This is a genomic window from Rickettsia tamurae, from assembly GCF_000751075.1.
GTDB lineage: Bacteria > Pseudomonadota > Alphaproteobacteria > Rickettsiales > Rickettsiaceae > Rickettsia > Rickettsia tamurae.
The window spans coordinates 29689-42887 of record NZ_CCMG01000008.1 but is presented as its reverse complement, the minus strand read 5'-3'; the positions used below and the strand labels follow the sequence as shown (position 1 = coordinate 42887).

Sequence of the window (13199 nt, the reverse complement as noted above, 5' to 3'; positions counted from 1 at the left end):
CAGTAATTTAAAGGTTATACACAATAAGTTTTTAAAATTAAAAGCTCGATTTATCTCGCTTTACCCTGGATTCCCGCTTTCGCGGGAATGACATCGAGTCGGTTTTCGGGCCATGCAACAAAGCCAGTTTGACCACGGTATGACATTTAGTTCTGCAGTATTTTCATCAGCAAATTAATCTCTTCACGTAGTTCTATATCGTTTTCCAGCAATTCTTCTACTTTCTTAATAGCATGCATAACCGTTGTGTGGTCTTTTTTACCGAATTTTTTACCGATATCTGCAAGGCTTTTCGGCGTTAATGCTTTACTAAGATACATAGCTATTTGACGCGGTCTTGCAACTTCTCGTAATCTTCGAGAAGAAGACATATCGGATAATTTAATATTATAACGACTAGCTACTTTTTTCTGAATATCTTCAACAGTAATTATTCTTTCATTAGAACGTAATAAATCTCTTAAAATATTTTGTGTATTTTCGAGTGTAATTTCTTTTAAAGTAAAATTAGAATGAGCTATCACTTTATTTAAAGCTCCTTCAAGTTCTCTAACGTTTGAAACGATTTTAGATGCTAAAAAATCAATTACGTCTTTCGGTATTTTAACGTTCATCTGCTCAATCTTAGATTCTAGAATACCGAGTCGTAGCTCATAAGTAGTACTATGAACGTCGGCAACTAAGCCCCATCCAAGACGAGATTTTATCCGATCTTCAATATTATCTAAATCTGAAGGCGACCTATCACAAGAAATAACCATTTGACGATTATTATCAATCAATGTATTAAAAGTATGGAAAAATTCTTCCTGCGTACTATCTTTACCGCAAATAAATTGAATGTCATCAATCATTAATACGTCAACCGAGCGGAATTTCTCTTTAAACGAGATTACTTCTTTATTACGCAGAGCTTTAACAAACTGATACATAAACTTCTCTGCCGACATGTATATAACTTTGCGGCTTGGGTTATTCTGCTTGATATACCAACCGATTGCATGCATTAAATGAGTTTTACCAAGCCCTACGCCGCCATATAGAAAAAGCGGATTAGACTCAGAAACCGCACCTGATGATTCCGCAACTGCTCTTGCTGCTGCATAAGCTAGCTCATTTGGGGCTCCAACCACAAAATTATCGAAAGTAAAACGTACGTCAAGGGTTGAAAAGATATTTCCCGAATTAAGTTCACTGCTGCCGATATCGGCAAAAGTCTTAGTAGGTAATTCTATAACTGTTTGGGTTGTTCCAGGTAACTCTTTAGTAATTATTTCAATCGACTTAATGGTATTATTATAATGTTGAAATAGTTGCAATATGACCATAGAGTACTTGGATTTTATCCAATCTCTAACAAAGTTAGTAGGGGCACAAAGAATAACGGTATTTAATGAAGATTCTATAAAATTGACTTTACTAAACCAGCTATTATATAGAGTTTCACCGTAATGATTGTAAAGATCTTGAGCCACGTGACTCCAGACATTTACATAATTATCACCTTGATCCGTTAAAATTATTTGATTAGTACTCACTTAAAACTGCCACGGTAAGTTATTTTGTTTCCAACCTTTGTCTTGATTATTTCCTTCAAAGCCGTCACTAATATTATAACTATATTAGTTATAAAATTTGCTGCGAAGGACCTCTGAACGGCACAGAAAAAATATTAACAAACTTCTTGCATAACTTGCTTCTAAGGGTAATTTGTACGTCAATCCGGTACTCGCATCCTCACGTACTAAAGTGTACGCTGCGGTGCTGTGTTCCGTGTTTCCTTCAAATTCCTCCTTATTAGCTGTGTTATGTAAGAAGTTTGTTGCACCTATTTTATCTTTAATTATAGATAAAAAATTATCTTCAAAATCTTTATTCAATTGCCAACTTAGAAAGATCACCTTATTTTTATTATCTAAATGAGGTATCCCCACTTGTTGCCACTCTTCTCTAGTTCTAACATCTACAAGAAAAGCATTATCATTTGAAATTAGTATATCATAAGCTTTTGTAGAGTAGAACAGATATTTTGAACCGACATATTTACGCTTTCTTGCTGTTATTGATAATAAAAGTTAATAGAATTTTACCCATGTAGAATGGATTTGTTAGAGTGCTTAATTATTAAAGCATTTTAAAATAATCTTGGTATCTGATAATTTTAATAATATTATTATAAAAAAATTTTGCAAGATGTTATAGATGAATAAATTAAATAAAAACTCTTTACAAAAGAAACTTTTTTACCGTAGTAAAAATCGCGGTTGCAGAGAAATGGATTATATACTCGGTAGCTTTGCCGAAAAGTACCTATCCTTAATGGATGAAAAAAAACTTGGAAGCTATTCTTTAATACTTGATCAAAATGATAATGATCTTTATAATTGGATTAATAATAAGTCTTCTGCTCCTTCTTATCTAGATGCCGAAATAATTGATAAATTACGCAAAATAGCAAAAATATAAACTCCTGTAGAATGTTACAACAAAAATTTCCGGCGGCTGCCAAATCTTTCTTTGCAATCGATAATTTTACTAAGAATCTTAAGCAAGATTTTATCTTGAGTGCAAGTAATGAAGAGGAGGCGTTGCAATTATACAAGCAAGCTTTATTTTTTTCTTCTAATGAAAATATTTATTACTTTCCAAGCTATGATACCATCCCTTATGACCATACGTCACCAAATGCAAATATCTTATCTAGACGTGCAGAAACATTAACCAAGCTAACAACAAATAATAGTAACGGCAAATTACTCATCACTCATGCAGCGAGCTTATTAAACAAATTACCTCCGAAAGATTTTTTTTCTAAATATTTTTTGAAATTATCCCCTAAAATAAAATTTACTACGGATGAGCTTGCTATGTTTCTAGTAGAAAATAGCTTTACAAGAAATGCGAGTAGCATCGATGTCGGGGAATTTGCGGTTAGAGGCGAAATAATTGATATAATATTGCCAGGTCCTAAAGCTTATAGAATTAATTTTAGCTGGGATTATATTGAATCAATAAAAGAATTTGATATTGATACGCAAATTTCGACTAAATCTTGTACGGAACTCGTTATTAGTCCTGCAAATGAGATAGTTTTAAACTCTGAAACAATCGGTAATTTTAAGAATAATTACTTACGAAGTTTTGGAGTTAATCATACCGATAATCCTTTATATGAGGCGGTGATATCGGGAAGAAAATTCTCGGGATATGAACAATTACTTCCGTTATTTTATAATTCCTGCTCTAACTTAATAGATTATTTAAACGATCCTATTTTCATATTCGATAATTTGTCAAAACAAGCCATTTTAGAATTTGAACACAGTTATAACGATTTTTATTCGGCAAGGTCAGAGGCAAATAAACTTAAATTTAATAGTTTCTATCCCACCCTTTCACCGACTAGCTTATATTTTACCGCTTCTGAAATAACGGAATTACTGGAACAAAAAAATAATAGACATCTTTCCAAACCAGCTTATAGAGAGGAATTTAAAGGAGACACGGAACACAGCACCGCAGTGTACAAAAGCGTACGTGAGGATGTGAGTACCGGTTCGACGTCTAAATTACCTCTAGAAGCGAAGTTTAGGAAGATGTCTAATATATTAATTAGTTATGAAAATTCCGAGCAGGCTAGCTTAATTGAAAATATTAGTTCTGCAAGTTTTATAGAAAAGAAAACGGTTTTCGATAAATTATTTGAGATTATTAAAGCTCATTCTTCTAAAAAAACCGTAATAGGTGCAGCTTCTTTAAGCGGTCTTGAGAGAGTTAAAAGTATCACCCAAAATTATGAATATAAATATAATGAGATAAATAAATTAGATGAGGCTAAGGCTTCAGTAATAAATGTCGGGATAATTCCTTTAAATCAAAGCTTTTATACGAAAGAATATTTATTTATTACCGCTAGCGAATTATTAGAAGAAAAACCTAGTTCTATAAACACTAACAAAAAGCTTAAAAATATCTTGCTGGAGCTTGATAATTTAGCTGAAGGTGAGTTTGTAGTACACAAAGATCATGGAATAGGGCAGTTTTTAAGGCTGGAAGCTTTAGAAATCAAAGGTAAACTGCATGATTTTTTAAAGATTCTATATGCCGGTAATGATAAATTATATATACCCGTTGAAAATATAGAGGTAATAAAAAAATACGGCAATGATAATGCGGAGCTTGATAAGCTTGGCAGCGTCTCATGGCAAAGAAATAAGGCGAAACTTAAAAACCGTATAAAAGAGATAGCACTGCATTTAATACAAATAGCAGCTAAAAGGAAACTTAATAGCAGTGCTTCCGTTGAATTTGACCTTGAAGAATATGATAAATTTTGTGCTAATTTTCCTTTCAGCGAAACGGAAGACCAGTTAACCGCTATAAACGATATTAAAGAAGATCTAAGAAACGGTATGTTAATGGATAGGTTAATATGCGGTGATGTCGGGTTTGGTAAAACAGAGGTAGCAATGCGTGCCGTCTTTATGGTAGCAAAATCTCTAAATGAACATTTACCTCAAGTAGCCGTAGTTGTACCGACAACTATTTTATGTAGTCAACATTTTTCAAGGTTCATAGAAAGGTTTAAGGGTTTTGGTTTAAATATCGAGCAATTATCTAGCGTTGTTAGTTCTAAAGAAGCAAAGATTATAAGATCGGAACTTGAAAGCGGTAAAATAAATATAATAATAGGCACTCATTCTTTATTACATAAAAATATAAAATTCTTTAATTTGAAATTGTTAATAATCGATGAAGAACAACATTTCGGTGTCGGTCAAAAAGAATTTCTTAAATCGCTAAAATCCTCTTCCCATGTACTTGCAATGTCGGCAACACCGATTCCTCGAACGCTGCAAATGTCAATGACCGGTTTAAAAGAACTTAGCATTATTGCAACGCCGCCTCTAAACAGGCTGGAAGTTCGTACATCGGTTATGCCGTTTGATCCCGTTATTATCAGAGATGCATTATTACGCGAACATTTTAGAGGTGGAAGAAGCTTTTATGTAGTTCCAAGAATTAAAGATATAGAGGATATCGAAAAACAATTAAAACAAATCGTGCCGGAATTAAGCTATAAAATAGCTCACGGAAAAATGACTCCGAGTAAAATTGATGAGGTTATGAGCGAGTTTTATGCCGGCAAATTCGATATACTAGTCTCAACTACTATTATAGAATCAGGAATTGATATAACCGAGGCAAATACCATGATCATACATAAGGCCGATATGCTGGGTCTTAGTCAGCTATATCAATTGCGTGGTCGAATAGGTCGAGGTAAAATGCGGGGCTATGCCTATCTAACGGTAGCAAGTCATAAAAAGATGACATCGCACTCCTTAAGACGCTTAGAGATAATACAAAATAGTTGTGCTTTAGGCTCAGGTTTTACTATTGCAAGCCATGATATGGATTTACGGGGCTTCGGTAATTTGATAGGTGAAGAACAATCAGGACAAATTAAAGAAGTAGGTACAGAACTCTATCAAGAAATGCTGGAAGAACAAATAGCTATTTTTAAAGATGAACCGGTTGTTTCAGAACAACCCTTTATCCCGACTATTAATTTGGGATTATCCGTCTTTATTCCGGATAATTATGTATCCGATTCGGCTCTTAAACTTGGGCTATATAGAAGAATAGGTAATTTAAGCAATGAGATAGAAGTAGAGAAATTTAAAGATGAGATGATTGATAGATTCGGCTCACTACCGATTGAATTTAATAATTTACTTGATATTGTAAAAATAAAGCTATTATGCTTTAAGTTAAATATTGAGAATTTAGATTCAGGAGATAACGGGTTTGTGATTAAATTTTATAAAAATGCCGATATGACTGATAAAATTTTAAAATTTGTTAGTGCTTACTCTAATCAGGCAAAAATCAAGCCGGACAATAAATTAGTATTTATCAGGAAATTAGTAGATAAAAATATAATTGTTGAGGTAAATCAACTACTTTGGAATTTAATAGAAATTTAAGTGTCATTGCGAAGAGAGGCAAAGCCTACTGTGTCATACCGTGGCTTGACCACGGGATAACACCTAATGTGCTTTTACTGGATTCCCGCCGTTGCTGGAATGACATTAAATATAATAATATAATAAACATGCTCCCTAACCTAAAGCAATTATTTCAACAACATAATGTAAAAGGTTTGTCGATTAATTCTAAAACCGTTAAGGATAAAGACATCTTTTTTGCGATTAAAGGACAAAATGTCGATGGAAATGATTTTATTAAGGATGCTTTAGATCAGGCGGCAGCATTAGTAATTACGGACAATAAAAAAAATATTGTTATAGATAAAGTAATTTACGTAGAAGATGTGCAAGCAGCTTTATATGAAGCCATAGAAATATTCTATCCTAAAAAACCAAAGAATCTAATAGCCGTAACCGGTACTAACGGTAAAAGCTCGGTAATATCCTATATAGCTCAAACATATTCATTACTTGGGAAAAAAGCAGCATCTATAGGTACGATAGGGGTAGAAATATTTGGCTGCGATAATCTTGTAAATGATGTACCGGAATTAACAACTTTAGATTACTTAAGCTTTAGAAAGATTGCTCATAATTTAGCTGAAAACGGTATAGAATATTTAGCTTTTGAAGCTTCTAGCCATGGTCTTGATCAAGCAAGGCTTGGGGAAATAAAAGTAAATATTGCATGTTTTACTAGCTTTAGTCAGGATCATCTAGATTATCACCATACAAAAGAAAATTATTTATTAGCCAAACTGAAATTATTTACTAGACATCTTTCCAAATTCGCTTATAGAGAGGAATTTAAAGGAGACACGGAACGCAGAACCGCAGCGTATACAAGCGATCGTGCAGATTCGAGTACCGGATCGACGTATAAATTACCTCTAGAAGCGAAGTTTGGAAAGATGTCTACTGATCATTTATTACATGGCGGTCTTGCAATATTAAATTCTGATATAGAAGAAATAGAGTTTGTTAAAGATTATCTACATAATCATAATATTAAATTTATAACCGTTGGGAAAAAAGGTGATTTAGAAATAACTAGAATTAACGGTTCTTTAAAAGGACAAAATATTAATTTTACATTTAGTAATAGAGAATATAATTTTAATACCCCGATAATTGGTAGTTTTCAGGCTAGTAATTTATTAATTGCTGCTCTTAGTGTTCATTATACCGGATTTGATTTTAATAAAATCATCAAAATTCTAACGCAAGTTAAACCGGTAAAAGGCAGAATGGAGCGAATAGGCAACACTAATATTTTCGTTGATTATTCCCATACTCCGGATGCTCTTGAAAAAGCTTTAACGGAGCTGAAAAATATTAAATTACGTGATAGTAAGCTAAGTGTAGTTTTTGGCTGCGGCGGTAATCGTGATAAGACAAAAAGAAGTATTATGGGGCAAATAGCCGCAAAACTTGCCGATACCATCATAATTACAGATGATAATCCACGCAATGAAAACCCAAAGCTTATTAGAACTGAAATCATAAGCGGTATAGATAAAGCAGATTATACAGAAATAGCAAATAGAGAAGAGGCTATTAAATACGGTATAAATAATTTAAAACAAGATGATATCTTATTAATTGCCGGCAAAGGTCATGAAAATTACCAAATTATAGGCGATAAGAAATTACCTTTTGATGATGCTGAGGTTGTAAGTAAGTGTATAAAAGCCTGTCATCCCGTAGCTTGACCGGCGTTGTTGCATGGATCGAAAAAAGCACACATTGTCATACCGGGGCTTGTCCCCGGTATCCAGAAATTTAATAATATAATGAAACAAAATTATGTATATATATTAGCTAGTAGACGTAATGGTACACTATATATTGGCGTGACTTCAAATATTATAAAACGTACTTATGAGCATAAACATAAAATAATCAAAGGATTTTCTTCTAAGTATAATATAAATAAATTAGTTTATTTTGAACAATATGACGATATTATAGCTGCAATTAGTCGTGAAAAATTATTAAAAGAATATAAAAGACAGTGGAAATTAAATTTAATTGAGTCTCAAAATCCAGAATGGCATGATTTATATGAAAAAATTATTTTATAATTTTTTTTACTGGATCCTGTGGACAAGCCACGGGATGACACGGAATGCTTTTTAAAGGCCATACAGCAACACATAAGTAACAAAAACACATGATTTGGAATTCTGAAACTTTAAATAAAGCACTAGGTATAACAATCTCTAACTCTATAAATTGTAATGAAGTGCAATTTAACTCCAAAGACGTTAAAAAAGGTGACTTATTTATAGCACTTCAAGGTAATAGAGACGGTCACGATTATGTTCTAGATGCAATAGATAAAGGAGCAGTAGCCGTAATCGTTAGCAAGCAAATAGATATAGCAGATAAAGATAAAATTATCTTAGTTGAGGATTGTTTTGAAGCTCTACAAAAAATGGTTTTATATAAACGGGAGAATTCAAAAGCTAAATTCATCGCTATCACCGGTAGCGTCGGTAAAACTTCTACCAAAGAAGCTTTAAAAACACTACTAACTGAGACTAACTATAAATCATTAGACCCCTTATATAACGAAGCTAATAAAGAGGAATTTGAAGGAAACACGGAACGTAGCACCGCAGCGTACACTTTAGTACGTGAGGATGTGAGTACCGGATTGACGTACAAATTACCTTTAGAAGCAAGTTATATAAGGGGTCTAGTTTTTGCTAGCCGAGGTAACTTCAATAATCACTTGGGATTACTTATTAATCTTGCATCAATGGCTGATGATACGGAATATGCTATTTTTGAGCTTGGCATGAACCATAAAGGCGAGATAAGGGAGCTGGTTCAAATATTAAAGCCGAATATTGCTATGATTACTAATATTTCGGAAGCTCATTTAGAATTTTTTAACTCGCTTGAAGAGGTAGCAGAAGCTAAATGTGAGATTTTTGAAAATTTTAGCAAAAATGATATTGCCGTTATTAATGCCGATACTAATTGCTATAACAAAATATTATCGATATTAAAAAAACTTTCTATCACCGATATACATAGCTTCGGTAGATCATCTAAAACTTCAGCAGAATTAGTTTTATATGAGAACCTAGGAGAGCAAGTCTACTTAAAGTATAAGATAAATAATAAAGTCTTAGATCTAACTATACCGTTTATTCCTCGGTATTTTGCCGAAAATTATACCGGTGTACTTTTAATTATCGATATATTAGGTAAAGATATAGAGATAGCTGCAAATAACTTAGCAAATATTTCTCCTACTAAAGGAAGAGGGGAAATTATCAATATACAAAATTGTCGTGTAATTTGTGATTACTATAACGCAAGTCCGCAGTCAATGAAAGCTGCATTAGAATATTTAAAACAGGTACCTGCCGAGAATAAAACTGCTATAATAGGCGATATGCTAGAGCTAGGGGAAAATTCTAAACGGTTACATGAGGAACTAGTGCCTTATATATTAGATGCTGCTTGTTCTAAGGTCTATTTAGTAGGAGCAAATACTAAATATATTTATGATTTACTACCTTCCAAAATAGCTAAAAAATACTTTAAAAATGTTGATGAATTAATTACGCATATTACGGATTTATTTGAAGGTAATGAGCTTATCCTAATAAAAGGCTCAAGAGGTGTAAAACTTGATAAGATTGTTGATTATTATAAATAAATACACTAGGATATTCTTAATATTGTATGTATCACTATGTCATTCCCGCGTAGGCGGGAATCCAGTAACCTTTAATGTCACCCTGTGACTTGATCACGGGGTCTAGTGAAAAGATGGATACCGTGGTCAAGCCACGGTATGACATCGAGTGCGTTTTTCTAGCCACACAATAATGCCTTAAATATACTTTTTAATTTAAATCTACAAATGTTATACAATCTTTTACTTCCTCATATCCATAATTTACATATAGCTAATTTATTTCACTATATTACTTTTCGTAGCGGGCTTGCTATTATTATAACTCTAAGCCTTAGCTTTATCATAGGTCCGATATTAATAAAATTTCTGCGATCTCTTCAAAAAAACGGTCAGCCTATACGTTCAGACGGACCTGAATCGCATCAAACAAAAGCAGGTACTCCGACAATGGGGGGCATTATGATTATTTTGTCTAGTTGTCTTTCTACTTTATTACTTGCTGATTTAACTAATAAATATATTTGGATTACGTTATTTGGTTTTATTAGTTTCGGTATTATAGGATTTATGGATGATTATGCTAAGGTAACTAAAAATAACCATTACGGGGTAAGAGGAAAAAGTAAACTTTTACTGCAAGGAATTATTAGCTTAATCATATGTGTTTTACTAGAATATACCGATAAAAATCCAAGTCATTTACTTAACGTACCGTTTTTTAAAAATTTAAGTTTGGATCTTGGTTATTTTTATATAGTTTTTGCTATATTTGTTATAGTTGGCTCTTCTAATGCCGTGAATCTAACGGATGGTCTTGATGGTCTTGCTACCGTTCCTATTGCTTTTACTGCCGGTTCTTTTGCTTTAATAAGTTATTTAGTAGGAAATCTAATTTACTCGAACTACTTACAGCTAACCTATATACCGAATACCGGAGAGTTAACGGTATTATGTGCGGGATTAGTCGGTAGCTGCCTTGGATTTTTATGGTTTAATGCACAACCGGCAGAAGTTTTTATGGGCGATACTGGTAGTCTAAGTCTTGGCGGTGTGCTTGGTATTATTAGCATCATTACTAAGCATGAAATAGTTTTAGCTATAGTCGGCGGCTTGTTTGTTATTGAAACGGCATCCGTAATTTTACAGGTATATTACTTTAAAGCTACTAAAGGAAAAAGAATATTTAGAATGGCACCGCTCCATCATCATTTTGAAAAACACGGCTGGGCAGAATCAAAGGTCGTAATAAGATTTTGGATTATTTCAGTCATATTTGCTCTTATAGGCTTATCATCCTTAAAATTACGTTAACTATACTCGTTTAATTTGAAAAATTAGCACAAAGTCTTATAAGCTCAATGATACTCACATATTATTACACTCTGCGTTCCTTGACTTATAGACTCCTTGCTCTTTTTCAAATTAAACTTCGTCTATCTACTTTTTATTTATCAAAAATACATTAACTTTCTCTTTGCTTTTGTACAAGAAATTTACTATAATTAATACCGACATTAATTTAATAGTAGGTATGGCATGACTAAAGAAATAGATATAAATAAATTATTAGCACAAGAAAATAATGCTTTAAATACTATATTAGGTCAAGTAAACGAATTATGCGAACAAAATAAGAAGTTGCAAGGTTTAATTGAAATACAAAATGAAACTAAAGAACTAGAAAAAGAACGTAACAGATCGCTGTCTTGGTTTAAAAGATTTGTAAAAACAGTTTCTAATGTAAAGTATATTTTTATAAAAAGTGAAGAACAGTTAACAAATGAAGCAATAAAGTATAATAATAAAATATTAAAAGATATTGATAATAAGATATATAATATAGCGGAAAAATCTGCACCTTTAAAGCAAGAATTACAAGAAGAAATCGAAAAAAATTTTAAGGATTTAACAAAGAAAGATTTATCTAAAGATCAAAGAGAAAGATTATCGGAAGTATTTTTTAGTTATAAGAGTAAGCCTGAAAGATTCTCAACTCTACATATGACAAATCCCTTACAATTCATTAATGCTGAAGAACTAGAGAAACAATATAATTCTTTAAATGCTACAAAACAAAACATCCAAAATTTAATATCCGAAAATTCTAATATCAAAGAACTTAAAGAAATACAAAAACAGGTTGCTGAAATTAGGGAAGAAATACCTTATACATTTTTTGAAAAGTTAAATAATATTTGGCAAAATGTTAAAAATGTTTTTGTAAATAATAATGAGCAGGTTTTAGCAAAAAACAAAGAAAGTAATGCTAGAACAATTAGAAAGATTGATGAACAATTATATAAAACGAAGCATAAATTTGAGGAATTAATTGAAAATAAAGAAAGAAATATTAATGATATAATTGCAAAGTTACCTGACAATGAGGAGTTACAAAAGATAGTAAGTAACCTTACAAATCACATGACTTCAAAAAAAGAACCAATATTAGTAAATTCGTCCCTAGCTAAACCTTTGGAAAATAATGTAATACCGCCGCCTCCTCCTTTACCGGGAAATAACATTCCGCCACCGCCTCCTATGCCTCCGGCTCAGACTGAGACATTATTTAAGCCTGTAGGAGCTACTACGGTTAAAAAACCGGAGAATCAACCACGTCCTTCTATAGATACTTCTGATTTAATGAGAGAAATAGCAGGACCAAAAAATCTAAGAAAAGTTGAAAAAACGGATGTTAAGGCACAAGATTCTAGAGATTTATTGCTGCAGTCCATAAGAGGTGAACACAAACTAAAAAAAGTTGAATTTGATCCTAATACAGGAAAACCGGTTGCACATTCTCATAGTAAGCCTGCTCAGAATCAGAATGTTAACAAACCTGATGGAGTTGCATCAATTTTAGCACGAAGAGTTCTTATAGAGGTGAGTGATAGTAGTAGTGGCAGTGAAAGCGATAGCGGTAACTGGAGTGATGTTAGTGTTAATAGTAATAAATCAAAAATTCTAAAAACTAAAGGAGAACGAGATGCTAAAACGACTACGCATGCTCAAAAAATTCTAAATAAAAATAATAGGAGCTCACAAAAACCATCATTTGTGAGAAGTTAATTAAGATGTTATTTCTTTGATTGGGTTTTGTTGCGTGGATCGAAAAACGCATTCGGTGTCATGCCGTGGCTTGGCCACGGTATTCATAAAAAAGTTTAAAAAGACTGGATCCCGCGGTCAAGTCGCAGGATGACAAGAGAAAAAGCGGTCCACGCAACAAAGTCTGCAGTCGCTTAGCTCGTGACGATTTGGGCTCTACCCTTTAAACTTCTTAGTTATTTCAACTATTCTTTTGCCAAATAAATTAGCAGTTTTTAGATCACCTTGAGTAGGAGTAATATCAGGAGAAGATTTGTGGTTAGATTGAGTCATAAGTCCTGACCAGGTTATCAATCCCAATCGATATTTTCAGGTTTATCTTTATTTATTTGTATAATAGAAACATTTGCTCCTGCTTCTTTTACGCTCTTATTTAGTTCTTCAGCTACTTTTGCAGTATGACCATATCCACTATAATATACGATAGCTACTTTAACCATTTT

Annotated in this window: 10 protein-coding genes and 3 pseudogenes; 8 read left to right on the top strand and 5 right to left on the bottom strand. The window is 32.7% G+C overall.

Annotated features, from left to right (window positions below; genetic code table 11):
• Positions 1–146: 146 nt before the first annotated feature.
• From dnaA to MB29_RS11285, 4 genes and pseudogenes are all read right to left on the bottom strand, one after another.
• Positions 147–1538: a chromosomal replication initiator protein DnaA gene (gene dnaA, locus MB29_RS01985; RefSeq protein WP_032138848.1), complete on the bottom strand. Its 1392-nt coding sequence runs from the start codon at positions 1536–1538 to the stop codon at positions 147–149.
• Positions 1539–1676, bottom strand: a pseudogene (locus MB29_RS12430) (rhodanese-like domain-containing protein); the annotation flags it as partial.
• A 12-nt stretch (positions 1677–1688) separates the two neighbouring features.
• Positions 1689–1826 (bottom strand): annotated as a pseudogene (locus MB29_RS12425) (palindromic element RPE1 domain-containing protein); the annotation flags it as partial.
• Positions 1815–2041, bottom strand: a pseudogene (locus MB29_RS11285) (rhodanese-like domain-containing protein); the annotation flags it as partial. The pseudogenes MB29_RS12425 and MB29_RS11285, both read right to left, overlap by 12 nt.
• A gap of 161 nt (positions 2042–2202) precedes the next feature.
• On the opposite strand from MB29_RS11285, the gene MB29_RS01975 reads away from it, so the two are divergent.
• From MB29_RS01975 to rickA, 8 genes are all read left to right on the top strand, one after another.
• On the top strand, positions 2203–2466 hold the full coding sequence (locus tag MB29_RS01975; protein ID WP_008580148.1) for an FAD assembly factor SdhE: 264 nt from the start codon (positions 2203–2205) through the stop codon (positions 2464–2466).
• An 11-nt stretch (positions 2467–2477) separates the two neighbouring features.
• Positions 2478–5990 carry a transcription-repair coupling factor gene (gene mfd, locus MB29_RS08105; protein WP_037202944.1) on the top strand — a complete coding sequence of 1171 codons (3513 nt, stop codon included), beginning with the start codon at positions 2478–2480 and terminating at the stop codon, positions 5988–5990.
• A gap of 128 nt (positions 5991–6118) precedes the next feature.
• Positions 6119–7705 carry a UDP-N-acetylmuramoyl-L-alanyl-D-glutamate--2,6-diaminopimelate ligase gene (locus MB29_RS01965; protein ID WP_032139036.1) on the top strand — a complete coding sequence of 529 codons (1587 nt, stop codon included), beginning with the start codon at positions 6119–6121 and terminating at the stop codon, positions 7703–7705.
• A gap of 81 nt (positions 7706–7786) precedes the next feature.
• Positions 7787–8077 carry a GIY-YIG nuclease family protein gene (locus MB29_RS01960; RefSeq protein ID WP_032138847.1) on the top strand — a complete coding sequence of 97 codons (291 nt, stop codon included), beginning with the start codon at positions 7787–7789 and terminating at the stop codon, positions 8075–8077.
• An 89-nt stretch (positions 8078–8166) separates the two neighbouring features.
• Positions 8167–9669 carry a UDP-N-acetylmuramoyl-tripeptide--D-alanyl-D-alanine ligase gene (gene murF, locus MB29_RS01955; RefSeq protein ID WP_032138846.1) on the top strand — a complete coding sequence of 501 codons (1503 nt, stop codon included), beginning with the start codon at positions 8167–8169 and terminating at the stop codon, positions 9667–9669.
• 74 nt (positions 9670–9743) lie between these two features.
• Complete coding sequence (locus MB29_RS09745; protein ID WP_084686748.1) at positions 9744–9842, top strand: palindromic element RPE4 domain-containing protein; 99 nt, start codon at positions 9744–9746, stop codon at positions 9840–9842.
• 34 nt (positions 9843–9876) lie between these two features.
• Entirely contained in the window at positions 9877–10962 is a 1086-nt protein-coding gene (gene mraY / locus MB29_RS01950; RefSeq protein WP_032138845.1) for a phospho-N-acetylmuramoyl-pentapeptide-transferase, read from the top strand.
• Between the two features lie 225 nt (positions 10963–11187).
• Positions 11188–12717 carry an Arp2/3 complex-activating protein RickA gene (rickA, locus tag MB29_RS01945; protein ID WP_032138844.1) on the top strand — a complete coding sequence of 510 codons (1530 nt, stop codon included), beginning with the start codon at positions 11188–11190 and terminating at the stop codon, positions 12715–12717.
• Positions 12718–13046: 329 nt separating this feature from the next.
• On the opposite strand, the gene MB29_RS11280 is transcribed toward rickA, so the two are convergent.
• Positions 13047–13196 (bottom strand): flavodoxin domain-containing protein, encoded by a 150-nt coding sequence (locus MB29_RS11280; RefSeq protein ID WP_215426179.1) that lies wholly within the window; start codon positions 13194–13196, stop codon positions 13047–13049.
• Positions 13197–13199 lie beyond the last annotated feature (3 nt).